Annotated in this window: 26 protein-coding genes; 12 read left to right on the top strand and 14 right to left on the bottom strand. The window is 70.6% G+C overall.

The genetic code is table 11. The features are described from left to right. The first annotated feature begins 9 nt into the window (after window positions 1–9). Genes RAMLITH_RS09775 through RAMLITH_RS09765 form a run of 3 tightly spaced genes read left to right on the top strand, consistent with a single transcriptional unit; the run spans window position 10 to window position 3,913 of the window. The gene (locus RAMLITH_RS09775; RefSeq protein WP_337786131.1) at window positions 10–621 is read left to right on the top strand and encodes an acetyltransferase; all 612 of its coding nucleotides are present in this window, start codon (window positions 10–12) and stop codon (window positions 619–621) included. Next, entirely contained in the window at window positions 618–2,102 is a 1,485-nt protein-coding gene (locus RAMLITH_RS09770) for an aminotransferase class I/II-fold pyridoxal phosphate-dependent enzyme (protein WP_168107160.1), read from the top strand. Before RAMLITH_RS09775 ends, RAMLITH_RS09770 begins: the two co-directional genes overlap by 4 nt. A gap of 8 nt (window positions 2,103–2,110) precedes the next feature. Further along, the gene (locus RAMLITH_RS09765; protein WP_337786130.1) at window positions 2,111–3,913 is read left to right on the top strand and encodes a polysaccharide biosynthesis protein; all 1,803 of its coding nucleotides are present in this window, start codon (window positions 2,111–2,113) and stop codon (window positions 3,911–3,913) included. A 7-nt stretch (window positions 3,914–3,920) separates the two neighbouring features. Here RAMLITH_RS09765 and RAMLITH_RS09760 read toward each other — a convergent pair whose 3' ends face one another. Further along, entirely contained in the window at window positions 3,921–4,556 is a 636-nt protein-coding gene (locus tag RAMLITH_RS09760) for an LON peptidase substrate-binding domain-containing protein (protein WP_168107159.1), read from the bottom strand. A 54-nt stretch (window positions 4,557–4,610) separates the two neighbouring features. Between RAMLITH_RS09760 and RAMLITH_RS09755 the strand changes: the two genes are divergently transcribed. Both RAMLITH_RS09755 and RAMLITH_RS09750 read left to right on the top strand, forming a co-directional pair. Then, window positions 4,611–5,156: a YggT family protein gene (locus tag RAMLITH_RS09755; protein WP_168107158.1), complete on the top strand. Its 546-nt coding sequence runs from the start codon at window positions 4,611–4,613 to the stop codon at window positions 5,154–5,156. Window positions 5,157–5,172: 16 nt separating this feature from the next. Continuing rightward, on the top strand, window positions 5,173–6,111 hold the full coding sequence (locus tag RAMLITH_RS09750; RefSeq protein ID WP_168107157.1) for an AEC family transporter: 939 nt from the start codon (window positions 5,173–5,175) through the stop codon (window positions 6,109–6,111). 10 nt (window positions 6,112–6,121) lie between these two features. Here RAMLITH_RS09750 and pdxH read toward each other — a convergent pair whose 3' ends face one another. After that, window positions 6,122–6,769 (bottom strand): pyridoxamine 5'-phosphate oxidase, encoded by a 648-nt coding sequence (pdxH, locus tag RAMLITH_RS09745; protein ID WP_168107156.1) that lies wholly within the window; start codon window positions 6,767–6,769, stop codon window positions 6,122–6,124. 67 nt (window positions 6,770–6,836) lie between these two features. Between pdxH and RAMLITH_RS09740 the strand changes: the two genes are divergently transcribed. Next, complete coding sequence (locus RAMLITH_RS09740) at window positions 6,837–7,814, top strand: XdhC family protein (protein ID WP_168107155.1); 978 nt, start codon at window positions 6,837–6,839, stop codon at window positions 7,812–7,814. Window positions 7,815–7,826: 12 nt separating this feature from the next. Continuing rightward, window positions 7,827–8,369, top strand: a complete 543-nt coding sequence (locus RAMLITH_RS09735; protein WP_168107154.1) for a nucleotidyltransferase family protein — start codon at window positions 7,827–7,829, stop codon at window positions 8,367–8,369. Here RAMLITH_RS09735 and RAMLITH_RS09730 read toward each other — a convergent pair. Both RAMLITH_RS09730 and hemG read right to left on the bottom strand, forming a co-directional pair. Then, the gene (locus RAMLITH_RS09730) at window positions 8,356–8,883 is read right to left on the bottom strand and encodes a superoxide dismutase family protein (RefSeq protein WP_168107153.1); all 528 of its coding nucleotides are present in this window, start codon (window positions 8,881–8,883) and stop codon (window positions 8,356–8,358) included. The genes RAMLITH_RS09735 and RAMLITH_RS09730 overlap by 14 nt on opposite strands. A gap of 83 nt (window positions 8,884–8,966) precedes the next feature. After that, window positions 8,967–9,494 (bottom strand): menaquinone-dependent protoporphyrinogen IX dehydrogenase, encoded by a 528-nt coding sequence (hemG, locus tag RAMLITH_RS09725; RefSeq protein WP_168107152.1) that lies wholly within the window; start codon window positions 9,492–9,494, stop codon window positions 8,967–8,969. A gap of 513 nt (window positions 9,495–10,007) precedes the next feature. Here hemG and RAMLITH_RS09720 point away from each other — a divergent pair. Both RAMLITH_RS09720 and fnr read left to right on the top strand, forming a co-directional pair. Further along, the gene (locus tag RAMLITH_RS09720) at window positions 10,008–10,394 is read left to right on the top strand and encodes a response regulator (protein ID WP_168107151.1); all 387 of its coding nucleotides are present in this window, start codon (window positions 10,008–10,010) and stop codon (window positions 10,392–10,394) included. Window positions 10,395–10,416: 22 nt separating this feature from the next. Further along, window positions 10,417–11,202: a fumarate/nitrate reduction transcriptional regulator Fnr gene (gene fnr / locus RAMLITH_RS09715; protein WP_168107150.1), complete on the top strand. Its 786-nt coding sequence runs from the start codon at window positions 10,417–10,419 to the stop codon at window positions 11,200–11,202. A 94-nt stretch (window positions 11,203–11,296) separates the two neighbouring features. Here fnr and RAMLITH_RS09710 read toward each other — a convergent pair whose 3' ends face one another. From RAMLITH_RS09710 to RAMLITH_RS09690, 5 genes are all read right to left on the bottom strand, one after another. Beyond that, a complete protein-coding gene (locus RAMLITH_RS09710; protein ID WP_168107149.1) occupies window positions 11,297–12,580 on the bottom strand; it encodes an O-acetylhomoserine aminocarboxypropyltransferase/cysteine synthase family protein in 1,284 nt (427 codons plus the stop codon). Window positions 12,581–12,663: 83 nt separating this feature from the next. After that, window positions 12,664–14,241 (bottom strand): gamma-glutamyltransferase, encoded by a 1,578-nt coding sequence (locus RAMLITH_RS09705; protein ID WP_238344090.1) that lies wholly within the window; start codon window positions 14,239–14,241, stop codon window positions 12,664–12,666. Further along, entirely contained in the window at window positions 14,238–15,128 is an 891-nt protein-coding gene (locus RAMLITH_RS09700; protein ID WP_168107148.1) for a polysaccharide deacetylase family protein, read from the bottom strand. The genes RAMLITH_RS09705 and RAMLITH_RS09700 overlap by 4 nt, the downstream gene beginning before the upstream one ends. Then, entirely contained in the window at window positions 15,125–16,117 is a 993-nt protein-coding gene (locus tag RAMLITH_RS09695) for a Bug family tripartite tricarboxylate transporter substrate binding protein (RefSeq protein ID WP_168107147.1), read from the bottom strand. Before RAMLITH_RS09695 ends, RAMLITH_RS09700 begins: the two co-directional genes overlap by 4 nt. Window positions 16,118–16,143: 26 nt before the next feature. Beyond that, entirely contained in the window at window positions 16,144–17,154 is a 1,011-nt protein-coding gene (locus tag RAMLITH_RS09690) for a Gfo/Idh/MocA family protein (protein WP_168107146.1), read from the bottom strand. Between the two features lie 177 nt (window positions 17,155–17,331). Between RAMLITH_RS09690 and RAMLITH_RS09685 the strand changes: the two genes are divergently transcribed. Together RAMLITH_RS09685 and RAMLITH_RS09680 are read left to right on the top strand one after the other, a co-directional pair. Then, window positions 17,332–17,820 carry a pyridoxamine 5'-phosphate oxidase family protein gene (locus tag RAMLITH_RS09685; RefSeq protein WP_168107145.1) on the top strand — a complete coding sequence of 163 codons (489 nt, stop codon included), beginning with the start codon at window positions 17,332–17,334 and terminating at the stop codon, window positions 17,818–17,820. Then, window positions 17,817–19,154 (top strand): GAF domain-containing protein, encoded by a 1,338-nt coding sequence (locus RAMLITH_RS09680; RefSeq protein ID WP_168107144.1) that lies wholly within the window; start codon window positions 17,817–17,819, stop codon window positions 19,152–19,154. Before RAMLITH_RS09685 ends, RAMLITH_RS09680 begins: the two co-directional genes overlap by 4 nt. On the opposite strand, the gene RAMLITH_RS09675 is transcribed toward RAMLITH_RS09680, so the two are convergent. Beyond that, window positions 19,141–19,851, bottom strand: a complete 711-nt coding sequence (locus RAMLITH_RS09675; RefSeq protein WP_168107143.1) for a hemerythrin domain-containing protein — start codon at window positions 19,849–19,851, stop codon at window positions 19,141–19,143. The two genes, RAMLITH_RS09680 and RAMLITH_RS09675, sit on opposite strands and share 14 nt — an antisense overlap. Window positions 19,852–20,186: 335 nt before the next feature. Between RAMLITH_RS09675 and RAMLITH_RS09670 the strand changes: the two genes are divergently transcribed. Next, window positions 20,187–20,405, top strand: coding sequence for a hypothetical protein (locus RAMLITH_RS09670; protein ID WP_168107142.1), 219 nt, complete (start codon window positions 20,187–20,189; stop codon window positions 20,403–20,405). A gap of 12 nt (window positions 20,406–20,417) precedes the next feature. Here the strand turns inward: RAMLITH_RS09670 and RAMLITH_RS09665 are convergent, their stop codons facing one another. The 4 genes from RAMLITH_RS09665 to RAMLITH_RS09650 all read right to left on the bottom strand — a co-directional run bounded on the left by RAMLITH_RS09665 (window position 20,418) and on the right by RAMLITH_RS09650 (window position 25,075). Next, on the bottom strand, window positions 20,418–22,355 hold the full coding sequence (locus RAMLITH_RS09665) for a TRAP transporter fused permease subunit (protein ID WP_202883256.1): 1,938 nt from the start codon (window positions 22,353–22,355) through the stop codon (window positions 20,418–20,420). A gap of 1 nt (window position 22,356) precedes the next feature. Then, window positions 22,357–23,307 (bottom strand): TAXI family TRAP transporter solute-binding subunit, encoded by a 951-nt coding sequence (locus RAMLITH_RS09660; protein WP_168107141.1) that lies wholly within the window; start codon window positions 23,305–23,307, stop codon window positions 22,357–22,359. Between the two features lie 223 nt (window positions 23,308–23,530). Further along, window positions 23,531–23,731: a hypothetical protein gene (locus tag RAMLITH_RS09655; RefSeq protein WP_168107140.1), complete on the bottom strand. Its 201-nt coding sequence runs from the start codon at window positions 23,729–23,731 to the stop codon at window positions 23,531–23,533. 69 nt (window positions 23,732–23,800) lie between these two features. Beyond that, entirely contained in the window at window positions 23,801–25,075 is a 1,275-nt protein-coding gene (locus RAMLITH_RS09650; protein WP_337786129.1) for an MgtC/SapB family protein, read from the bottom strand. Window positions 25,076–25,087 lie beyond the last annotated feature (12 nt).

The following is a 25,087-nucleotide window of genomic DNA, read 5'->3' as shown; positions in this document are numbered from 1 at the left end:
CTGCATCCGGTGGCTACCTTGCTGATTTTCGGGGCCGGCGGCCACGGACGCGTCGTGGCCGATGCGGCGCTGGGCGCCGGCGCCTGGTCGCGCGTGATCGCCACCGACCGCGACCCGCAGCGTTGCCGCGGCGAACTGCTGCCGGGCGTCGCGCTGCTGCCCGTAGCCGCCGCCATGGCCGAGGCGGATGCGGTCCATATCGCGATCGGCGACGCGGCGAGCCGCCGCAAGGAGACGGTGGCGCTCGCGGGCAAGCCCCTGGCGACCCTCGTTCATTCGCGCGCCAGCGTGTCGACGCATGCCTCGATCGAGGCCGGCTGCTTCATCGCCGCCCAATCCGTCGTGGCGACCGGAGCGCGCCTCGGCCGCTGCGTCATCGTCAATCACGGCGCCGTCGTCGACCACGACGTGCAGGTGGGCGACTTCTGCCACATCGCGCCGCTCGCCGCCCTGGGCGGCGGCGTGCACGTCGGAGCGAACGTGCTGGTCGGCAGCGGCGCGAGCGTGCTGCCGAACACGCGCGTCGCGAACGACATCACCATAGGCGCCGGTGCGGCGGTGTGCGACGAGCTGGCGGAGCCCGGCCGCTACGCCGGCGTGCCGGCACGGAGACTCGGATGACCGCCGACGAATTCAAGGCCTTGTGCGTGCCGGCGACGACGACCTTGCGCGAGGCGCTGGCCACCCTCGACCGCACGGCCCGCGGCGTGTTGCTCGTGCTGCATCCGGACGGCCGCTTGCGGCGCACCCTCACCGACGGCGACTTGCGCCGGGCTGCGCTCGACCACGTGAGCGAGAGCGCCGCGATCGCCGAACTGCCGCAGCAGCCGCCGATCACGATCACCAGTGCCGACAGCCTGGCCGCGGGCGTAGCCCTGCTGGACCGGCACCAGATCGACCATGTGCCGGTGCTGGACGCCGGCGGCCGGCCGGTCGACGTCATGTTCCGGCGCGACCTCACGCAGCGCATCTGGCTCTCGTCGCCGCACCTGGGCGAGGAGGAGACGGCGTTCGTCGAGGACGCGTTCCGCACCAACTGGATCGCGCCGCTGGGCCCGCACGTGGACGGCTTCGAGCGCGAACTGGCCGCGCATGTCGGCGTCGGCCACGCGGCGGCGGTGAGCTCCGGCACGGCCGCGATCCACCTGGCCCTGCTGCTGCTGGGCGTCAAGCCCGGCGACACGGTGTTCTGCTCCTCGCTGACCTTCGTGGGCAGTTGCAACCCGATCGTGTATTGCGGCGCGCGGCCGGTGTTCATCGACTCGGAGCCGCAAAGCTGGAACATGTCCCCCGCCGCACTGGAGCGGGCCTTCCAATGGGCGAAGCGGGAAGGGCGGCTGCCGCGCTGCGTGATCGTCGTCAACCTGTACGGACAGAGCGCCGACATGGATGCGATCGTCCCGCTGTGCGAGCGCTACGGGGTCCCGCTGCTGGAGGACGCCGCCGAATCGCTGGGCGCGCGCTACCGCGGCCGGGCGAGCGGCGGTTTCGGCCGCATCGGCGTGTATTCGTTCAACGGCAACAAGATCATCACCACGTCCGGCGGCGGCATGCTGGTCGCCGACGATGCGGCGCTGGTCGAGCGCGCGCGCAAGCTCGCCACGCAGGCGCGCGAGCCGGCGCCGCACTACGAACACGTCGAGGTCGGCTTCAACTACAGGATGAGCAACGTGCTGGCCGGCATCGGCCGCGGCCAGCTGAAGGTGCTGGAGCAGCGCGTCGACCAGCGGCGCCGCGTCTTCGAGACTTACCGCACCGCCTTGGCCGACGCGCCGGGGTACCTGGAGTGGATGCCGGAGCCCGAAGGCTCGCGCTCCACCCGCTGGCTGACCTGCTTCGTGCTGCGCGGCGCGGACGGAGCGCACCGGCGCGACCTCGTGCTGCGCGCGCTGGAGCGCCACGCCATCGAGGCGAGGCCGGTGTGGAAGCCGATGCACCTGCAGCCTCTGTTCGCCGGCGCGCCGTACTTCGCCCACGATACCGGCGACGTGTCCGCGGCGCTGTTTGAATCCGGGGTGTGCCTGCCGTCCGGCTCCAACCTCACGCCAGCGCAGCAGGACCGCGTGATCGAGCAGTTGCGCCGCGCCCTCGCGCTCGATTGAGGTTGCCGGTGCGCCTGTCGCGAAACATCTTCCTGCTGCTGTTCACCGACCTGGCCCTGGTGGTCCTGGCCGGCTGGGCCGCGTTCTGGCTGCGCTTCAACTTCGAGGTCCCGCCGGAGTACGCCCGCATGGCCCTCCTCGCGACGCCGTGGGGCATCGCCGGCTACACCGCGGCGCTGCTGGTGTCGCGCGTCTACCGGCAGGTGTGGCGCTACACCGGCCTGCCGGAGCTGCGCCAGCTCGCCAGCAGCATCGTGCTCGGCGGCGTGCTGACCGCGGCCCTGGTGCTGATGCAGCGCATTCCCGATTTTCCGCGCTCGGTGCTGCTGCTGCAGCCCTTGCTGGCGCTCCTGATGCTCGGCGCGGCGCGGGCCGGCTGGCGCACCTTGTCCGAGCGGCGCACGCTGGCGCAGGGCGGGCGGCGGCTGGTGATCGTCGGCTACCTGCAGGATGCGTCCGACGCCTTGCGTGCGCTGAAAGGCTCGCAGCAGTGGCAGCCGGTGGGCATCGTGTCGCCGGTGCGCGCCGAGGTCGGCCGGTCGATCCAGAACGTGCCGGTGCTGGGCCAGATCGGCGCGCTGGCGGCCATCTGCGAGTCGGCGCAGGCCGACGCCGCGCTGATCGCCAGCCCGCCGGGGTCGCCCGAGCGGCAGCAGGCCCTGATGAGCGCGGCCGGCTCGCACCTGACGCTGCTGACGATGCCGCGGCCCGACGAGTGGCTGAAGACCGACAGTCCGGGCCCGCGCCGGATCGAACTGGAAGACCTGCTCGGGCGCAGCCCGGTGCAGCTCGATGCCGCGGGGCTGGCCGACCTTTTCTCCGGCCAGACCGTGATGGTGACGGGCGCCGGCGGGTCGATCGGCTCGGAGCTGTGCCGGCAGGTGGCCCGCTTCGGCGTCGGCCGGCTGGTGTGCGTGGACGTCTCCGAGTACGCGATCTACCAGCTGGAGCAGGAACTGCGCGCCGCGCATCCGCAGATGCAGGGCGCCTACTACACGGCGAACGTGCGCGAGGTGGAGCGGCTGCGGGCCATTGCCGCCAGGCACCGGCCGGCGGTGGTGCTGCACGCCGCCGCCTACAAGCACGTGCCGCTCATGGAGGAGCTCAACGAAATCGAGGCCCTGCGCACCAACGTGCTGGGTACGCTCAACGCGGCGCGCGTCGCCGGCGAGTGCGGCGCGCGCCGCTTCGTGATGATCTCCACCGACAAGGCCGTCAATCCCACGAACGTGATGGGGGCGAGCAAGCGGCTGGCGGAACTGATGGTGCAAGGAGTCGCGGCCGAACACCCGGCGACGCAGTACGTGTCGGTGCGATTCGGCAACGTGCTCGGCTCCAGCGGCTCGGTGGTCCCGCTGTTCGCGGCGCAGATCGCGCGCGGCGGCCCGGTCACGGTGACGCACCCCGAGATCGTCCGCTACTTCATGACCATTCCCGAGGCGGCGCAGCTGGTGCTGCAGGCCGGCCTCATGGGCAGCTCGGGCCAGATCTTCGTGCTCGAGATGGGCGAGCCGGTGAAGATCGCCGAACTTGCGCGCATGTTGATCCGCCTGTCGGGCAAGACCGAGGCCGAGATCCCGATCACGTATACCGGCCTGCGCCCGGGCGAGAAGCTGTTCGAGGAACTGCTCGCCGACGACGAGACGACCGAGCCGACGCCGCATCCGAAGCTGCGCGTGGCCAAGACCAATGGCGGATGGCCGGACATCGCCGGCGCCAGCCGCTGGATCGAGGAAGCCGGCCCGGCACCGGAGGCGCACGCCGTGCGCGAGTGGCTGCGCGGGCACGTGCCGGAGTACTCGCCGCGCTGACGGCCTGCTACGAGCTGGCAATGCCGGTGCGCGCGAGCACGTCGCCGACCAGCTCCAGCCGCAGCAGGGGGTTGTCCAGTTCCATCAGCCGCTGCTTCATCTCGACCGGCAGCGGCAGCAGTTCGCACCAGCGGTTGGCGACCCAGCCGCAGTCCTGGAGCCGCCACGGCTCCTGCAACGGCAGCTCGCCGTCGGCGCCGGCGCGTTGCTGCAGCGACTCGATCAGCTTGCCCAGCGCATCGGCCGTCGGTTGCAGGTCGGGCGGCACCGGCACCGCCTGGTCCGGCGGCAGGCGTTCGACATCCCCGACCCACAGCCCGTGTTTCAGCTGCTCGCGTGACGTGATGCGGAAGCGCTGCGTGCCGCTGGCGCGGATCACCAGCAGCCCGGGTTGCGGCGTTTCCAGGCGCGTCACGGTGGCCAGCGTGCCCACGGAATGGAAAGCCTCGGTCGCCCCCGGCTGGCGCACTTCGCTGCCCTGCGTCAGGCAGACGACGCCGAACGGCGCCCCGGCGCGCTGGCAGCGGCGGATCATGTCGAGGTAGCGCACTTCGAAGATCCGCAGCGGCAGGATCCCGTCGGGAAAGAGCACCGTGCCCAGGGGAAACAGCGGCAGCGACCGCAGGGTGAGGACTGGAGGCATCGGATTGGCGTGGGCTGGCCCGCTATCATCCCACGAGCCACTTTCCGGGACCGTATGGGCTATCAAATCCTTTCCTTCCTGCTGGACGTCGCGGCGGGCCTGCTCGGCGGCACCTGCCTGCTGCGGCTGTACATGCAGTACCAGCGGGTGCCCTTCGGCAATCCGGTCGGCCGTTTCGTCTTCGCGCTCACCGACTGGATCGTGCTGCCGCTGCGCCGCGTGCTGCCGGCGGTGCGCCGCGTCGACACGGCCAGCCTGGTGGCGGCCTACGTGTTCCAGCTGGCGCAGGTTGCGATCCTGTGGTTGCTGGCGGGCGGCGGCGGCGGCGCGATGGTGCCGCTGCTGGCGCTGTTCGAGCTGCTGCGCCTCGTGGTGTCGGCGCTGACGGCGCTGGTGATCGTCTACGCCGTGCTGTCGTGGGTGAACGCCGATTCGCCCATGGCCGACGTCGTCGACCGCCTGGCCGCGCCGCTGCTTCGCCCGTGGCGGCGCCTGATCCCGCTGGTCGGCGGCATCGACCTGTCGCCGCTGGCGTTCCTGGTGGCGCTGCAGGTGGTGTCCATCGTGCTGTCGTCGCTGCAGGCGAGCGTCCTGCGTTGACCGCGACGGCGCCTGAGTGAATCCGGTCCTGTCCGCGCTGGCGCCCGTTGTGGTGCTGGTCGCGCTCGGCGCGCTGGTGGCGCGCCTGCGCTGGGTGGGGCCGGCTTCGGTCAAGGAGCTGTCCAACCTCGTGTTCCTGGTGCTCACGCCGGCGCTGCTGTTCCGGACCATGAGCCGGGTGCAGGTGCAGGACCTCGACTTCCGGCCGGTAGCCGCTTACTTCCTGGCCGTGCTGGTGATCTTCGCGGGCACGCTGCTCGCGTGCGGCTTCAGCCGGCGCTCGGCGGTGCTGGCGCTGGCCACCACCTTCGGCAACACGGTGATGATCGGCACGCCGCTGGTGGCGCTCGCCTGGGGCGAGCCGGGGCTGGTGACGCTTTTCACGCTCTACACGGTGCACACCGTCGTCCTGCTCACCAGCGCGACACTGGTGCTGGAACTGGCGGTGATGCGCGAGGCCGCGGCCGGCGGGCAGGCGCGGCACCCGGTGGCCACGGTACTCACCGCGTTGCGCAATTCGCTGCTGCATCCGGTGCCGCTGCCGATCGTGGCGGCGCTGCTGTTTGCGCAGACCGGCTGGTCGTTGCCGCCGGTGGTCGCGCGGCCGCTGGAACTGCTGGCCGGCGCCTTCACCCCCATGTCGCTGATCCTGGTGGGGCTCACGCTGGCGGCGACCTCGTGGAGCGTGCACTGGCGCGGGGCGCTGGCGCTGTCGGCCGTCAAGAACCTGTTGCATCCGCTCCTGGTCGCGGCCGCCGGCTGGCTGCTCGGATTGAGCGGCGTGCCGCTGGCCGTGATGGTAGTGGTGGCGTCGCTGCCGATCGGCGCCAACGTGTTCCTGTTCTCGCAGCGCTACCGGGTCGCGGAGGACCTCGTCACGGCGAGCGTCGGGCTGTCGACACTGCTCGCGCTGGGCACCGTGGCGCTGGTGCTGTCGCTGGCGCCCCTGCTCTGACGCGGTGGCCTCAGGGCGCGAGGCGCTCGCGCACCCAGGCGCCGCCGTCCAGCCGGTAGCGCAGGCGGTCGTGCAAACGGCTCTTGCGGCCCTGCCAGAACTCCCAGCGGTCCGGCACGAGCCGGAAGCCGCCCCAGTGCGGCGGTCGCGGCGGATGCAGCAGGTACTGCGCGCCATAGCGCGCCGCGTTCTTCACCAGGACGCCGCGGTCCTCGATGACCTGGCTCTGCGGGCTGGCCCAGGCGCCGATGCGCGAGTCGAGCGGACGGCTGGCGTAATAGGCGTCGCTTTCCTCACCGCTCGTCCTGCCCACGCGGCCCTCGATGCGCACCACCCGTTCGAGCTCGACCCAGTGGAACTGCAGCGCCGCGTACGGATTGCCGGCCAGTTCCTGGCCCTTGCGGCTGTCATAGTTGGTGTACCAGACGATGCCGCGGTGATCGCAACCCTTGATCAGGACGACGCGCGTGCTGGGGCGCAGGTCACTGCCCACGGTGGCGACCGTCATCGCGTTCGGCTCCGGGATCTGCGCGCTGATCGCCTCGCCGAGCCACTGCTCGAACTGCAGCAGCGGGTCGGCGTGGGACGCGTCTTCGCTCAATTCCGCACGTTCGTAGCTTTTCCGCAAATCCGCGAGTTGCCTGGAGGAGGTGGCCATGGGGCGATTCTCGCATCCGCGACCCGGATGGCTTACAGTGGACGAGTTGTTCAAGGAGTGCGCCCGCATGGAAAGCCTGGACCTTCGCGTGCTGACCGACGCCCTCGCGTGGCGGCGCGGCGGCCACGGCGTGACGCTGGTGACGGTGGTCGAGACCTGGGGCAGTGCGCCGCGCCCGCCGGGCGCGCTGCTGGCGGTGCGCGACGACGGTGTCGTCAGCGGTTCGGTTTCCGGCGGATGCGTCGAGGACGACCTGATCGCCCGCGTCAAGGCCGGCGAGCGCACCCGGCTGCCGTCCATGATCGCCTACGGCGTCAGCAAGGAGGAGGCCGCGCGCTTCGGCCTGCCGTGCGGCGGCACCTTGCGGCTGGTGCAGGAACCCCTCATCGACACGGCGTGGGTCGGGCAGCTGCTGGCCCGCACGGCGGCGCACGAACTGGTGGCGCGCACGCTGACGCTGGCGACCGGCGAAGTGCAGCTGTCCGGCGCGAGCCGCGATGCGCGCATGGCCTTCGACGGCAGCAGGCTCACCACGTTGTTCGGCCCGCGCTGGCGGATCCTGCTGGTGGGTGCCGGGCAGCTCTCCCAGGCGGTGGCGCAGATGGCCCAGCTGCTGGACTTCGAGGTGCTGGTCTGCGACCCGCGCGAGGAATACGCCACGACGCTGGACGTCCCGGGCGCCGTGCGCGTCGCCGGCATGCCCGACGACGCGGTGCGCGACCTGCAGCCGGACCTGCACACCGCCATCGTCGCGTTGACGCACGATCCCAAGCTCGACGACATGGCGCTGCTGGAGGCGCTGCGCTCCGGCGCGTTCTACGTCGGCGCGCTGGGCTCGTCGCGCAACCAGGCCAGGCGCAAGGAACGCCTGGCCGAACACTTCGGCCTTACCGAAGCCGAGCTCGCGCGCCTGCACGGCCCGGTGGGCCTGCGCATCGGCGCCAGGACGCCCGCCGAAATCGCCGTTTCCATCCTGGCGCAGATCATCGAGTGCAAGAACTCGGTGGCGCAGACGGCCAGCGCGCCGGGCTGCAGCGTCGCCTGAACCTCGCCTGCCATGAGCGCGCCGGTCGTGCTGGTGCTCGCGTCCGGCCGCGGCGAGCGCTTCGCTGCCTCGGGCGGCGGCGGCGCGAAGCTGCAGGCGCTGCTCGGTGGCGTCCCGGTGCTGCAGCGCACGTTGGACGCGGTACGGGCCAGCGGGCTGGCCTGGCACCTCGAGTCGGCCCCGCACCCTGGCATGGGCGACTCCATCGCGGCAGCCGTGCGCGCCACGCGCGGGGCCGCCGGCTGGCTGGTGCTGCCCGGGGATCTGCCGCTGGTCCTGCCAGAAACCCTGCGCGCCGTCGCCGCAGCGCTGGCCGGACAGTCCGTCGTCGTCCCCCGGTACCGCGGGCAGCGTGGCCATCCGGTCGGCTTTGCGGCCGATTGCGGCGACGCGCTGGCGGCGCTTGCCGGAGAGCACGGCGCCGCTGCGATCGTGCGGGCCCATGCGGCGGCCGGCCGGGTGCTCGCCCTCGAAGTCGACGATGCCGGGATCGTGACCGACATCGACACGACCGCCGACCTGGCCCGGGCCGAAGAGCTGGTCAGGCGTTCGTGATCACCGCGCAGGCCAGTCGCGGTCCGGCGTTGCCGGCCGGCTGGCTCGCGTAGTCATCGGGATCGCGGTGCACGATCAGGCCGCGGCCGACGATGTTGGCCGCGCCTTCGCGCAAGCGCAGCGCGGCCGACTCGAAATCGACCTTGGCCACGCCGCGCGCGTCGGCCTTCAGGCTGGGCAGGTCGCCGACGTGGTGCGCGCCCATGCCGGGCCGGCCGTGCGGCCTGCCGTCGGGATTGAAGTGGCCGCCGGCGCTCATCCCGTCGCCGCTGGTGCAGTCGCCTTTTTCATGGACGTGGAAGCCGTGCTCGGCGTTGGGCTTGAGCCCACGCACCTCTCCGCTCACGCGGACCACCGATCCGCGCTGTACGAAATGCACCGTCCCGCTGGCCTGGTTGCCCGTGGTCGGTTGCAGCACGGCGGTCGCCGCGGGTCCCGCGGGCGTGGCACAGCCGGCCAGCGCCAGCACGGCCGACGCCGCCAGCGCCGAAAACGTCATGGAATGCGTTCGCATGGTGGGTCTCCCTTGATCGAAGCGCCGACTCTAACGCCGGCGGACCTCCAGCGGGGAAAGCGACCGGGCCGACAGTGCCGCCGCTACATGCGCGCGACCGTGCGGCCGAAGGCGTCCACCTGCGGCCAGTCGGTGAACTCGACATCGGTCGCCGGATCCGTGGGACCCTTGGTCAGCCACATGATGAAGCGGATCACCTGCCGGTCCCAGAAGCGGTAGCGCGCGTAATTGATGCGCCCCGCGAACACCCCGAGCGTCCTGGGCTGCCACGCGCTCCGGGCGAGGAACTTGCGCATGTAGGGGTTGGTCGCCGGCGTGTTCTTTTCCGGCTTGCGGGCGACCACGTTCACCGTGAAGAACGCATTCGGCTTCGCATCCAGCGCTGCGCGATGGGTGCGGCCGAACTCGAACAGCTGCGGCGTGTGCTTGCCGTAGCGGATGCGCGCGCCGACCACCACCTTGTCGTAGGGCGCGATGTCCAGGCCGGGGTCCTCGTCGAGGCACTTCAGCGTCACCCGCGGCCCTTCCTGCTCGATGACCTGCTGCAGTCGCTGGCAGATCTTGAGCGTGTGCCCGTCGGTGGTGGAGTAGAGGATCAGGATGTGCGCCATGTCGCGCGCATTTTCGCCGCAGCACGCCATCTGTCCAGCATCGTGGGTCAGTCTCCAGCTCATCCGATGCGGCCGTTTTTGCCGCTTTTTTACGCACTTTGTCGAGACGCAGATTCCACGCCGCTTCTCGGAGGGTGGAGACCCGCTTATCCACAACGTTTTCCACCATGGCTGTGCGCATCGTCCTACCCGCAGCGTCGCTGGTGTCCTACAAGCAGACATTGCTGCGGCGCAGCGGGCGTGCCGCGGGCAGGCCGCCGGCGCCGCCCCGTCGGGCGGGCTCGGAATATTCCCAGGCGCCGGCCCGGCGCCCCGCACAGCGCCGTTTCCCCCTGAAATGCCGCCCGGAGGCGCCGTCGCAACCGCGCGGATAGCGCCCCCGCCTGCGGCCGGCCTCGGAATATTCCTAGCCGCACCCCGGCCCGCAGGAGGGTGCACGTTCAGGCCGAGTCCGAGGCCCCGATTCAGCCGCGACCGATGTTCCCGGCCGGCGGCACCTGCGACAGTAACGCCATGACAGCAGCAAGCAGCTCCCCCGTGAAAGTGTTCATCGCCGAGGATTCGGCGATGATCCGCGAGCGCGTTGCCGCGATGCTCGAGGCCCAGGCCATGGACGTGGTCGGCCACGCCCCGACGCCGCAGGATTCGATCGCCGGCATCCTGGCGTCGCGCCCCGACGTGGTGGTGCTGGACGTCCAGCTGGAAGGCGGGTCGGGCCTCGAAGTGCTGCGTGCGGTGCGCCAGGCCGAGCCGGGCATCGCGTTCGTGGTCTTCAGCAACAACGCCGCGCCGGCCTACCGCAAGCGCTACCTGGGCGAAGGCGCCCTGCGCTTCCTGGACAAGACCACCGAATTCGACCAGTTGCCCGCCGCCGTCGAGCGCGCCTCGCAGATTCACTAGAGAACCCCCCAGGAGAACAACGATGTCCACCGCCGCCTTGGAAGCCCGCTCCATCCAGTTCATCCCCGCCGCCGCCAGCGCGGGCGTTCGCGCCCCCGTGGCGCAGATGAAGACGCAATGCTCCACCTGCCACCTGCGCGAGCTGTGCCTGCCCTGCGGCATGAACGACGTCGACCTCACCCGGCTGGACAACCTGGGCTTCACGCGCCGCAAGATCAAGGCCGGCGAGACGCTGTACCGCGAGGGCGACAAGTTCACGCACCTGTACGCGGTGCGCTTCGGCACGCTCAAGTCGAGCCTGATCCTGTCGGACGGGCGCGAGCAGGTCAGCGGCTTCCACATCGCCGGTGAGCTGGTGGGCCTGGACGGCGTGGCGCAGGGCCGCCATGCCAGCGCCACCATGGCGCTGGAGGACACCGAGGTCTGCGCCATCTCGTACACGGCGCTGGCCGACCTGGCGATCAGCACCGCCGGCATGCAGCACATCGTCAGCCGCATGATGAGCCGCGAGATCCTGCGCGAGCACAGCCTGATGATGCTGCTCGGGAGCATGAACGCCGAGGAGCGGCTGGCCGCGTTCCTGCTGAACCTGTCGCAGCGCTACGCCGCGCGCGGCTATTCGGACCGCGAGTTCCACCTGCGCATGAGCCGCGCGGAGATCGGCAGCTACCTGGGCATGAAGCTCGAGACGGTGAGCCGCGCCTTCTCCGCCTTCCAGCAGCAGGGCCTGCTGGAAGTCGACAAGCGCCATATCCGCATCACCGATCTCGAGGAACTGAAGCACCGCTTCGACGTGCGCGTGCACTGAACCGACGGCGGGACGAGCGGCCTCAAGGCCGCGGGAGAGGGGATTGAAGGGGGGCTTTCGCCCCCTTTCTCTTTGGGACTGCCAGGTCCTGGCCTCAGGCTTTCGCGATCGCCTGGTCCAGGTCGGCGATCAGGTCGTCGACGTGCTCGATGCCGATCGACAGCCGCACGGTCTCCTCCGACACGCCCGCCTGCGCCAGCTCCTGCGGGGACAGCTGGCGGTGTGTCGTCGAAGCCGGGTGGGTGGCCAGCGACCGCGCGTCGCCGATGTTGACCAGCCGCGTGAACAGCTGCAGCGCGTCGAGGAAACGCTCGCCGGCGGCGCGGCCGCCGTCGACGCCGAAGGTCAGGATGCCGGAGGCACGGCCGCCCAGGTACTTCACGGCCAGGGCATGCTGCGGATGGTCCGGCAGCCCCGCGTAGTTGACCCACTTCACGCGCGGGCTGGCCTTCAGGTGCCGCGCGATCGCGAGCGCGTTGTCGCCGATGCGGTCCATGCGCAGCGCCAGCGTCTCGATGCCCTGCAGGATCTGCCAGGCGTTGAACGGCGAGATCGCCGCGCCCATGTTGCGCAGCGGCACCACGCGGGCCCGCCCGATGTAGGCGGCGGCGCCGAGCGCTTCGGTATAGACGACGCCGTGGTAGCTGACGTCGGGCTCGTTCAGGCGCCGGAAGCGCGCCTTGTGCTGCGCCCAGGGAAACTTGCCGCTGTCGACGATGGCGCCGCCGACGCTGTTGCCGTGGCCGCCAAGGTACTTGGTGAGCGAGTGCACGACGATGTCGGCGCCATGCTCGAACGGGCGGCACAGGTAGGGGCTCGGCACCGTGTTGTCGACGATCAGCGGCACGCCGGCCGCGTGCGCCACCTGGGCCAGCGCGGCGATGTCGGTGACGTTGCCCAGCGGGTTGCCGATCGACTCGCAGAACACGGCCTTGGTGCGTTCGTCGATCAGCGCGGCGAAATCCTGCGGCCGGGACGGGTCGGCGAAGCGCACCTCGATGCCCTGCTGTGGGAAGGTGTGCGCGAACAGGTTGAAGGTGCCACCGTACAAGGTACTGGCCGACACGATGTTGTCGCCGGCCTCGGCGATCGTCTGGATCGCTGCGGTGATCGCGGCCATGCCCGAGGCCACGGCCAGCGCGGCGATGCCGCCTTCCAGCGCCGCGACGCGCTGTTCCAGCACGTCCTGGGTCGGATTCATGATCCGCGTGTAGATGTTGCCGGGCACCTTCAGGTCGAACAGGTCGGCGCCATGCTGCGCGCTGTCGAACGAGTAGGCGACGGTCTGGTAGATCGGCGGCACTGCGGCGCGGGTGGTCGGATCGGGGGAGTAGCCGGCGTGGACCGACAGGGTTTCGAACTTCCAGTTGTTGGACATTGGTCTTCTCGATGGGGTGAACGCCGATTGTCTCCGCTCGCGCCGCAGTGCCCGCACGGGGCGCCCTCCCATCGGCAGGGAATTCAGCCGGCCACCGCGTCGCCCCACGGCGACATGACCTCGGTGCATCCCATGTTGCGGCCGTCCTCGCGCAGGACGCCCGCCGGACACGCGAACGCATACGGGAACACCGTGCGCCGGGTCGTGGCGGTCGGCATCTCCTGCGCCAGCGCCTGCAGAATCTCCGGCGCGAGCGACTGGTCGGCGGTGACCTGCCCGCTGCCGCTCACGTCGATGCGCGGCTGGTGGAAAGCGGCCTCCAGGCTCATGCCGTGGTCGACCAGGAACGAGCTCAGTTGCAGCACCGCGCCCAGGATCTTGCGGCCGCCCGAGGCTCCCAGCGCGAACTGGCGCCCGTCAGCGGCCACGCCCACCACCGGGCAGTAATTGGCCAGCACGCGCTTGGCGGGACCGAGCGAATTGGGCTTGCCCTGCTCCGGGTCGAACCACATGATGCCGTTGTTCAACAGGATGCCGGTGGCCGGCGACACCACGCGCGAGCCGAAGATCGACAGCAGCGTCTGCGTCACGGCGCACATGTTGCCGTGGCGGTCGACCACGCTGAAATGCGTGGTGCAGCCCGGGGCTTTCGCGGATTCGTGGTCGCCCATGCCCGACAGGCGCGCCCGGAATGCCTCGTCCAGCGAACGCGCGAGCGCCCGGTACGCCTGCGCATCAGGACCGCGGCCGCCGGCCGGCAGGCGTTCTTCGAGGAGCCGCAGCGCCTGCGCGAACGTCGGCCCCCCGGTCAGGCCCGGCGCGGCATACACATGGCCGCCGCGGTACGGGATCGCCAGCGGCTCGGCCCATTCGGCCTGGTAGGCGGCGAGATCCTCCTCGCTCAGGCTGCCGCCCTTGGCGCGCACGTCGGCGACCAGGGCCCTGGCCAGCGCGCCTTCGTACAGCGCCCGCGGTCCACCGTCGGCCACCTGGCGGAGGCTGGCGGCAAGCGCGCGCTGGTCGAGGTGGCGTTCGGCGGTGGTGGTCCACGCTCCCATGATCGGCCAGCGTCCCTCGTCGAGGAACATCGCGGCGGCATCGGGATCGAGCGACAGCGCCCTGGCGGTCGAGGCCGTCACCAGCCCGGAATACCAGTCCACCAGCAGCCCGTCCTGCGCGAGCGCGATGGCGGGGCCCAGCAGCTCGCGCCATTCCTTGCGGCCGTAGCGTCCGTGCGCCAATCCCATGCCCGAGACGACGCCGGGCACGGCGACGGCGGTCGCGCCTTGCACGTTGCGGTCGCCGACGACGGACTCCCAGGGAAAGAGGTCGGTGTTGCGGCCGGCGCCGCTCAGGGGATAGTCCTTCGGATCGAGCTCGCGCGGCGAACGCATGCCGTAGTTGACGACGTGCGCGCGGCGCTCATCGGCGCGCCACAGCACCATGCAGCCGCCGGCGGCGAGGCCGCTCATCCAGGGTTCGACCACGCCGAGGGCGAAGGAGGTGGCGACCGCCGCGTCGACGGCATCGCCGCCCGCCGCCAGCACGGCGGCGCCGACCTGCGCCGCCTTCCTGTGCTGCGAGGCGACCACGCCGGCCTCGGTGGCGATCACCGTCTTGCGCACCACCTGCGCGTTGGAGAAGTTGTCGTCGTGCATCATGGGTTGGCTTTCGCGTGGCGCACCACGTCCGCGTGGGTGGCGAACCAGACGGGTCCCAGGCTCTTCGCATGGCGGATCAGTTCCTCGAGGATCCAGATCCGCGAGCGGTAGCCGCTGATGTGCGGATGCATCGTCAGCTGGAAGATCCCTCCTTCGGCGAACGCCGCCTCCAGCTCGCGCCGGAAGATGTCGAACACGTCGGCCGGCGGCGTGTAGGGGCGCAGCCCGGCGAAGCGGTTCATGTTGAAGTACACGGCGTCGTCGCGGATCCACTCCACCGGCAGTTCCACGACGCCGGTGGGCTCGCCCTCCAGCAGCAGCTCGTAGCAGTCGACGTCGGCCATCAAGGAGGAGTCGTACATGAGGCCCATGTCGCGGGCGATGGCCAGCGTCGCCGGACTGAAATCCCAGGATGGCGTGCGGATGCCGACCGGCCGCGAGCCGGACGTCCGCTCCAGCGCGTCGGCGCTGCGCCGCATGAGGTCGCGCTCGGCCGCCTCCGGCAGGACCGAGTTGCGCTCGTGGATCCAGCCGTGCAGCGCCACCTCGTGGCCTTCGGCGGCTATGCGGCGCTGCTCGTCGGGATAGAGCAGGGCGGTGACGGCCGGCACGAAGAAGCTGGCGCGGACGTCGTGCCGGTGCAGGATGTCGAGGATGCGCGGCACGCCCTGGCGGTTGCCGTACTGGCCCTGCGACAGCTTGCCGATCGACTCGCCGCCTTCGCGCAATTCGTTGGTTTCGTGGTCCGAATCGAACGACAGCGCGACGGCGCAGCGGGCGCCCCCGGGCCAGCGCGCCGGGCGCAGCGCGCGGCCGGCGCGCACGTGGTCGACGATGCCGCGCCAGTGCGCCTCCGGCCACTGCCAGGGCTGCAGCGGTTCGGTCATTTCTTCGCTCCGGTGTTGATGCGGCGGGCGATCTCCTGGGCCGAGCGCTGCTCGTCGGCCACGAAGCGGGCGAACTCGTCCGGCTTCATCGCGACGCCTTCCAGGCCCAGCGTGTCGAACTGCTGCCTGACGTCAGACTCGTTCACCGCCTTGGCGACGGCCGCTTGGATCTTCTGCACGACCTCCGGTGGCGCGCCGGCCGGCAGCCACAGGCCGAACCAGTTGACCTTGTCGAAGCCCTTCAGGCCCTGTTCGTCCATCGTCGGCACGTCCGGCATGCCTTTCCAGCGCTTGCGGCCGGTGAGCGCCAGCGCGCGCAGCCGACCGCTCTGCACGTGCTGCAGCGCGATGTTGGTGCCGACGAAGAAGATGTCGATGCGCCCGGCGATGAGGTCGGTGGTCGCTTCCACGATGCCCTTGTAGGGCACCGAGAGGATGTCGGTGCCGGTCATGCTCTTCATGACCTCCGCCGGGATGTGGCTGGCCGTGCCGTTGCCGGCGTTGGCGTAGGTGAGCTTGCCCGGGTTCTTCCTGGCGTAGGCGACCAGCTCCGGCACGTTCTTCGCCGGCACGCCCGGATGCACGACCAGCGCCTGGCCGAAGTTCTGGGCCGCCAGCGTGACGTGGGTGAAATCCTTGACCGGGTCGTAGCTGACGTTCTCGTTGAACGGCGGGATGTTCACGTGCGACGCGGTGGTGAAGAGCCAGGTGTAGCCGTCGGCCGGCAACTTGGCCACGTGCGCGGTGCCGACCATGCCGCCGGCGCCGGCGCGGTTCTCCACCACGATCGGCTGTCCGAGCGTCGCCGTCATCGACGGCAGGATGGCACGCAGGATCAGGTCCGGCGGCCCGCCGGCCGGCGAAGGCACGACGACCTTGATCGGCTTGTTCGGGAAGTCCCTGGCGGCGGGCGCCTGCGCATGGGCCAGCCCCAGGGCGAGCGTGCAGGCGGCGAGCGTGAACAGGCGGCGGCTGGTGGTGTGATGCATCCGGGATCTCCTCGGGTCAATGGAATTCAGGCCAGGCGGACCGGCGCGTCGCTCCTGATGGAACCCATGATCGCCTCCAGCAGCGCGACGTTGTGGACGGCGTCGCCGCCGGGCAGCACGATGGGTTGCCGCCGCTCGGCATGCCGCGCGAAGTGTTCGAGTTCGGCGCGCTCGGTACTCGTCTTGTCGAAGGTGTGGACCACCGGACGCTGCTTGACGGTCACGTTTTCCGGATCCAGCGTGCAGACCTTCAGGTCCCAGGTATGCAGGTGCTCGACGTCGCCGACCTCGGCCCATGCCTTGCTGCCGAACACCTGCAGGCGCCAGGTTTCCGGCGTGGCGATGACGGTGCCCAGGTAACCCGTGGCGCCGCTGGCGAACCGCAGCAGCATCGACGTCGTGTCGTCCATGCCGAAGTCCTGCGCGAGGCGGAAGCTCTGCGCCGTCACCTGCTCGATGTGGCCGGCCAGGTACAGCATCGCGTCGATCACGTGCACGCCGCGCCCGGTCATGCCGCCGGCCGGCCCCTCGCCGGGATCGTGCCGCCAGTGGCCCTTGGGAAACCGGTACGCGCTCGGACCGCAGAAGTTGCCTTCCAGGTGCAGCACCCGACCGAGCGAGCCGTCGTCGATCATGCGCCGGATGGCCTGCAGCGCCGGCTGGAAGCGCCAGTTGTAGCCGACGCCGAGCGTCACGCCGCGGTCGGCGCAGGCCTGCGCCGCGCGCTGCGCGCTCGCGGCATCGAGGCCCAGCGGCTTCTCGCTGAACACATGTTTCCCGGCGTACGCGGCCGCAACGATCTGCTCGGTGTGCATCGAGTGCGGGGTCGCGAGCACCACGGCGTCGACGCCGGGATCGGCGAGCACCGCGTCGTAATCGGGGAGCATCCGCAGTCCGTGCAACTGCGCGAACTCGCGGGACTTTTCGGGCGTGCGGGTGGCAGCGGCGACGAACTGGATGGCGGGACTCGAGCCCTGCACGCTGCGGACCAGGTTCTGGCCCCAGGTGCCCAGGCCCACGATGGCGGCACGGATCATGGGTAAGGCTTTCCGGGCGCGAGCCCGACTGCGCGAAGCAATATAGCTGACGCACGCGGCGGCCGCAGTCTGGGAAGTCCCCTTGCCAAACGGGCGCCGCCGTTATCAGCACCCATCGCGGCGTGCAAGCGGGATACGCTCGATGCGGGCGCCCGGCATGAGCTTTAGCATTCATCCATGGAACCGCTGCGCCTGCCCGCCGACCTGCTCGCCATGATCGAGCGGGGGGTGTCGGTCATCGTCGGGTCGCGCGACGCGCAGTTGCGGCCGAGCGTGATGCGCGCCGTCGGCAGCCGTGCCGGACCCGGCGACGACGAGATCACCGTCTACCTCTCGCGGCCGCAGTCGCGGCAGGTGCTGCAGGACATCGCGGCCAACGGCCGCATCGCCGTCGTGTTCTCGCAGCCGTCGACCCACCGCAGCATCCAGGTGAAGGCGTCGAGCGCCGCGCTGCGCCAGGCCGACGCGCTGGACCAGCCGCAGCTGGCGCGCTACCTGGCCGCGATGGAGCGCGAAATCGAGCTGGTGGGTTTCGCGCCGGAGCTCACGCGGGCCATGCTCGCGTGCCGGCTCGAGGACGTGGTGGCCGTGAGCTTCCGGCCGGAGCAGGCCTTCGACCAGACGCCGGGACCGCGGGCTGGCGCAGCACTGGCTGGCCCGGCATGACGGGGCCGGCGCTCGGCGAGATCCGCGCCTGCTTCGAAGGCGCCGTCCCGGCCGTGGTGGCCACCTGCGACGCGGCCGGCATGCCCAACGTCGCGTACATCTCGCAGGTGTACTACGTCGACGAGCGCCACGTGGCGCTGTCGTTCCAGTTTTTCAACAAGACGCGCCAGAACATCCTGGCCAACCCGCACGCGACCGCGCTGCTGCTGCACCCGGTGACAGCGCAGTTCTACCGGTTGCGGATCCGCTACCTGCGCACCGAGACCGGCGGACCACTGTTCGAAGGCATGAAGGCGCAGCTCGCCGGCATCGCGTCGCACGCCGGGATGCAAGGCGTGTTCCGGCTGCTCGGCTCCGACGTGTACGAGGTGGAGGAGGTCGAGGCCGTGCCTGGCCATCCGCTGCCGGCGCCGCCGGCTCGCAGCGTCACGCTCGGCGCGGTGCGGCGCATCAGCGAGCGCCTGGCCCGCTGCGCGGCGCTGGACGAGGCGCTGGCCGCCGTGCTGTCCAGCCTCGCCGAGCTGCTCGGCGTGCGACATGCGATGGTGCTGATGCTCGATCCGGCGACGCAGCGCCTCTACACGGTGGCGAGCGCCGGCTACGCCACGTCCGGCGTGGGTTCCGAGATCGCCGTGGGCGAGGGCGTCATCGGCGTGGCCGCGCGCGAGCGCAGCCCGGTGCGCATCGGCTACATGACCAGCGCCTCGCTCTACAGCCATGCGCAGCGCAGCAGCCTGCGGGCGCAGGTGCCGGACGTCGAGTGCCTCACCGAAATACCTTATCCGGGGCTGTCCGAGCCGCACAGCCAGCTGGCCGTGCCGGTCGTGTGGGCCCGCCGGCTGCTGGGCGTGCTGTTCGTTGAGAGCCCCGACGACCTGCGCTTCAGCTACGAGGACGAGGACGCGCTGGTCGCGATCGCAGGCCACCTGGGCGCCGCGATCGAACTGCTGCAGGGCGAGGAACCGGCCGAGACGCCGGCGCCGGTGGCGCAGCCCAACGTTACCCGTGGCGCCCCGCTGGCGGTGCGCCATTTCCCGAGCAACGACAGCGTGTTCGTCAACGACCGCTACCTCATCAAGGGGGTAGCCGGCGCCATCCTGTGCAAGCTGCTGCGGGAGCACGTCGCGCAGGGGCGCACGGAATTCAGCAACCGCGAGCTGCGGCTGGACCCGGCGCTGCGGCTGCCCGACTTCAGCGACAACCTGGAAGCGCGCCTGCTGCTCCTGCAGCGGCGGCTGGCCGAGCACGGGCCGGATCTGCGCATCGAGAAGACCGGCCGCGGCCGGTTCCGGCTGGTGGTGCAGCGGCCGGTGGAGCTGGTCACGGCAGGCTGAGCGCCCGCGCCAGCTTGGTGTCCTCGGCCTGCGTCAGGTGCGGCCGGCTGACCGCGAGGAGGGCCTCGAACGCCGGTGCCGGCGCCTTGGCCCGGATGTCGGCCAGCAGGCCAGCGCGCTCGGCCGGGGCGAGGAACGGCACGAGCCACCGCGCCGTGACCATCATTTCCTCGGGCGGAATCGACGCCACCAGCGCGTCGTGGATCCGCACCAGCTCCTCGTCCGTGTAGTGCGTCCACAGCACCGCGTTGTGGGCAGTCTCCTCGACCTGCATGTGCTGGAAGTTGGCGGCGACGAACTGGGCCAGCTGCCGGTAGAGCGCCTGGGCCAGCGCGTGGCGCTGCGGTCCCTGCGCACCGCCGAGCGCCGCGACCGCGGCGGCCAGCTGGCCGATCTCGTGCACATGTTCCTCGTGGTCGTGCGCGATCGCGGCACTGGCGCCGGGCGCGCGGGCCTCGATCGCCGCGTGGACGAACCCGTTCTCGTGCGCCAGGTGCGAGCTGCAGAAGTCCAGCAATTGCATCACGCGGTCGGCGGTGCGGGCGGTTTCGGGCGCGTCGTCGGCGTCCATGCGGCCGACGGCGACCAGCGTGTCGGCCATGAAGGCGCGGATCGCCTTGTGGATTGCGCCGTACATGTCGAATCGCGGTGGCTGCACGGCGGCGACCTGTCCGAGTTCCCTGGCATCGATCTTCATCGTCTTCCTCTTTCGTTCCGGGTGGGATTGGGGAGCGGGAAGTCTAGGAACGCAGCGGCGTCGCCGTTCTGAAAAATTGCCTCACGGATTCCTAAATAGACCTTAAACCACGCCGGGGGCCGGGGGGCCGGGGGCCGGGGGCCGGGGCGGGCGTCGCCGTCGTGCGCTGCCCCTGCGGCAAATTCACGGGTTGCCGTGTTCGCTGCCGCTTGCCGCCGTAGGACGAGGCCGAAAGTGGGCGTAGGACGTTGGCTCGTCGAGCCGAAGGAGCTACCGTCGCGCCGATGGCAGAGGTATCTTTGCAATCTGCAAACGATGTATCCCCGGAGTGTGAAATGCAGCCAGCAAGCGGAAAGATGAGCGAGTGGAGCCGTATCTACAGCCAGCTCGGCGCTGCGCAGCAGCGGCTCGCGATCGCCGGCCGCTGCGGCGCCTCCGACGAGAAGGCGCGCGCGGTCCTGCAATCGCAGGTCACCAGGCTGCAGCGCCAGTCCGAGGTCGCCCTGCGCGCGCTCCACGCGGCCGTGGCCGCGAGCCAGCAGCAGGCTCGCTGAGCCCGGCCGGCGCTATTCCGCCGTCTTCTCCACCGCGACCGGGTGCGTGGCACGCGAGCCGGCGCCGAGGAAACGGTTGCTGAGATACACGGTGGCCAGCAGCGTCAGGCCGATCGCGTCCGTGATGTAGCCCGGCTTGATGAGCAGCAGGGCGGCCACCAGCAGCAGCACACGTTCCCACACCTTCGCGTCGCGTCCCGCCAGGAAGCCCTGCAGCGCGGCGGCAAAGCACATCACGCCGATGCTCGCCGACAGGAACGCCATCAGGGAGATGCGCCAGTCGCCGATCAGCAGCAGGGACGGTTCGTAGACGAACATGAACGGCACGATGTAGGTCGGCGCGGCGATCCGGACGGCCTCCCAGCCGGACTGCCACATGTCGGCCTTGGCCAGCCCGGCCGCGGCGAACACGGCCAGCGCGACGGGCGGCGTGATGGCCGACAGCACGGCGAAGTAGAACGCGAACATGTGCGCGGCAGGGGTCACGGCGCCCAGCTTGATCAGGGCCGGCACCAGCAGCGACACCATCACGATGTAAGCCGGCGTGGTCGGCATGCCCATGCCGAGGATGATGCCGGCCATCGCCGTGAGCACCAGCGCGAGCACCAGCGAGCTCTTGGACAGGCCGATCACCAGTTCGGTGAAGGTGATGCCCAGCCCGGTGATGGTGACGACGCCGATGACGATGCCGGCGCACGCGCAGGCCATGGCGACGGCCAGCGTGTTGCGCGCGCCGTCCACCAGGGCATCGAGAACGCTGCGCCAGGTGATGCCGGCCCGCGTCGTCGCCCGCATCAGCGCGATCGGCAGACAGGCCAGCGCGGCCACCAGCGCGGCGAGCGGCGCCGAGTAGCCCAGGATCAGGCCCACCAGCACCAGCAGAATGGGGATGAACAGGTGGCCGCGGTCCCGCATCACGGTCCAGAACCGCGGCAGCTGCGATCGCGGCACCCCGGCGAGCTTGTAGCGCTTGGCCTCGAAGTGGACGGCGAAGAAGACGCCGATGTAGTACAGCACCGCGGGCACCAGCGCCCACAGCGCGACCTGCGCATACGGCACCACCAGGAACTCGGCCATCACGAAGGCGGCCGCGCCCATCACCGGCGGCATGATCTGGCCGCCCGTGGAGGCGACCGATTCCACGGCCGCCGCGAACGGCGCGCGAAAGCCTGTGCGTTTCATCAGCGGGATCGTGATCGGGCCGTCGACCATCACGTTGGCCACCGCGCTGCCCGACACCGTGCCGAACAGGCTGGACGAAACGATCGCCACCTTGCCCGGGCCGCCGGCGGTGTGGCCGGTGATCGACATCGCGAAGTCCATGAACAGCTGCCCGGTGCCGCTCTTTTCCATGAAGGCGCCGAACAGCACGAACAGCATCACGTAGCTGGCCGAAACGCCCAGCGTGGAACCGAAGATGCCTTCCGTGGAGAGATACAGCTGTTCGAGCAGCACCTGTCCCTTCACCTGCGTGAAGACGACGGCGTAAGCGAGGAACAGGATGGCGGTGACCGGCAGGGCCCAGCCGATCACCCGGCGCGTGGCATCGAGCACCACCACCACGCACAGCACCGCGAACATCTTGTCCCATACGGTGAGGTCGTCGATGTAGATGATGCGGTTGATGATGTACTGGTAGTTGAAGAAGAGGTAGAGGATGAAGCTCCACCCCGCCGCCAGCAGCGCGAAGTCGACGGCCCGCCATGCGGCCGAGGACCCGCGTCGGAACGGGTACAGCAGGTACACCAGGGTGACCGCGAACAGCAGGTGCGTGCCGCGGAAGATGAACGCCTCCGGCGGGCCGAACGCCGCCACGTACATGTGGAACAGCGACATGGCCACGGCCACGAGCGTGACCACCACGGCGAGCGCCCTCGAGGGGGGCAGCGTCGCCGGGAGTTCGTCGGAAACGACCTGGCCGGCCGGAATGCTGTCGGGGGTGTGCGCCACCTCAGATCGCGCCGGCTTCCTTGTAGAACTTCGCCGCGCCCTTGTGGAGCGGGATGCCGATGTCCGCCGCCATCGCCTTGGGCGTGAGGCCGCCGATCGGCTTGACCACTGCGGCCATCGCGTCGACGTTCTCCGCCATCGCCTTGGTCATCTTGTAGACGGCATCCTCGGGCAGGTCGCACGCGGCCACGATGTGGGTCGAATACCCGATGACTGGCACGTCCTTGTCCTGCTTGGGATAGGTCCCGGCCTTGATGGTGAGCTTCTGGTAGCCCGGGTTTTCCTTGCGCAGGGCGTCCATCGTCTTGTCGTCCACCGGCACCAGCTTCATGTCCCGCGCGCTCGCCAGGTCCATCACGGCCGAAGCGGGGGCGGTGGTGCCGAGCGTCATCACCTGCGCATGGCCGTCCTTCATGAGGGCCACCGCGTCGGTGTAGGAGGCCTGGAAGTTCGCCTTGGCCAGCGACTGGTAGGACAGCCCGTTGAGCTTGAGGATCTCGGCGGTGAGCGCCTCGGCGGTGTTGCCCTTGGGCTGCGTCACGAGGGTCTTGCCCTTGAGGTCGGCGTACGAGTTGACCTTGGCGTCGGCGAGCGCCGCCACCTGGAAGTACTGCGGATAGAGGTTGGCCACCTGGCAGACCTTCGTCACCTTCTTCGGGTACGGCGCCCGCCCGGCGAGTCCGTCCACCGTGGTCGAGGAGTTGGCGAAGCCGATCTGGGCCTTGCCCTCGTCGACGCCGCGCACGTTGGCGATGCCCGCGCCCGGCGTCTGCTGGATCTGCAGCCCGGGAACGGCCTTCTCCCACATGTGCTTGAGCGCCCCGCCCAGCGGAACCCACGAGCCGCCTTGCGGTCCCGTCATGAGCGTGACCTGCTGCGCGGCTGCCGGCAGCGCGAGGGCGAGGCCCGCGGCGGCGGCGAGGACGATCTTCGTGGACTTCACTGGCTTCATGGGTGCTCCTGCGTATGTTCTGGGACCGGAATCAGTGGCACGCCGGAAGGCGCGCGGCTGCTCTTGTCGCGCGCGGCAGTGAGCCGCGGCACGGAGGCCCAAGGGTAGAGACTTGCCAGGGCGAACGTCAACCGACCGGCCGCCCGAAAGCGCTGGTGCTTTCCCTAGGTGAGGTGGCGTGTCACATCGCGAACTGAAGCGATCGCCACCGGGTGCGGCGCTGCTACGCCGGGCTGGCGTCGCGGTTTTCCTGCATCCTGCGTGCAACCGCGCGCGCGCGTTCGGCCGCCGCGGTCCACTCGGCGCAGGCCTTGAGCTGCTCGTTGACGTCCGGCTGCGGCAGGTCGAGCCGCTTCCACTTCAGCCTTTCCTCGGCCAGCGCGGCTTCATACGGCGACTCGGCGGATTGATGCTTGCTGCTCATTGCGCAACTCCAGAGGCCATGCGTGTATTGATGATAGGTCGCTGCGCGCGCCGTGCAACCCGGCACCGCTCAGCGGGCGATCAACGACGCGAGCGCCGCGGCGGCCACGCCCACGCAGGCCACCGCGCCGAACGCCGCCGCGACCCGGCGGCCGACGCCGCGGCCGGCGATGGTCCAGGCCATGCCGCCCTTGACCACCATGTTGGCCAGCGCCGCCAGCAGGATCGCCGTGGCCGTGGCGGCGGCGCCCAGTTCTTCCTGCGCGTGCATCTGCACGGCGGAGATGACGATCGCGTCGACGTCGGCCAGCCCCGACAGGAACGCCACCGCGAAGATGCCGGCGTCGCCCAGGCCTTCCTTGCCGGCGCGAACCAGCACGGCGATCACGCCCAGCGCCACGCCGAAGCCCACGGCCGTGCCCAGGTCGAAGAGCCTGGCCTGAGCCGGCACCGTCGCGTCGTCGCCGCGGTCCCGGCGGCGCCACAGCAGGGCAGCGGCGCCGAAGGTGGTGATCCCCAGGACCACGAGATAGCCGCCCAGCCGCGGCGCCAGCGCCGGCTCCAGCGCGCTGATCACCACCGCCATGCGCAGGAACATCACGCCGGAGGCCGCCACGATCGCGGCCGAGGCGGGCAGCCCGAGGCGCGGCTCGGTGCGCGCGACGCGTGACAGCGAGAGCGAGGCGGCGGTGGAGGAGGCCAGGCCGCCGAGCAGGCCCACCCACAGGAGGCCCTGCTGCTCGCCGCGCAGTCGCGACGCGACGCGGCCCAGCAGCGACAGCGCCGCCACCAGGATGACGGCGAGCCACAGCTTGAACGGATTGATGGCGTTGTAGGGACCGTATCCCTCGTCGGGCAGCAGCGGCAGGATCACCGCCGAGAGCACTCCCAGCTGCAGGACCGCGTTGAGCTCTTCGGGCTGCATGAGCCGCAGCCAGCCGTGCAGTTCCTCCTTCAGGTCCAGCAGCAGGGCCACCACCACGGCAGCGGCGAGTGCCACGACGGCGTGGCCCCGCGCGGCGAGCGCGCCCAGCGCGAAGGTCGCCAGTGCCGCGATCGCCGTGGTGATGCTCAGGCTGCCGGCGGCGCTCGCCGAGGGCTGCCAGGAGACGGCGAAGAGCAGGGCCACGCCGGCCAGTCCGACCCCGGCCCACAGGTCGGGCAAGCCGGGCACGGCGAGCGCGCCGCCCAGCAGCCCGATCAGCGCGAAGGTCCGCAGGCCGGCGACGCGCCCGCCTTCGGGCAGCTCCCGGTTGCGCCAGCCGCGTTCCAGGCCGACGACGAGGCCCACGGCCAGGGCGGCCGCCAGGGCCGGCACGGTCGCATTGAGTTCGCTCTCGGGCACGGTCGGAAGTGG

It is taken from the genome of Ramlibacter lithotrophicus, assembly GCF_012184415.1.
GTDB lineage: Bacteria > Pseudomonadota > Gammaproteobacteria > Burkholderiales > Burkholderiaceae_C > Ramlibacter > Ramlibacter lithotrophicus.
The sequence above is the reverse complement of the archived record's forward strand: the minus strand, read 5'-3'. Positions and strand labels throughout refer to the sequence as shown.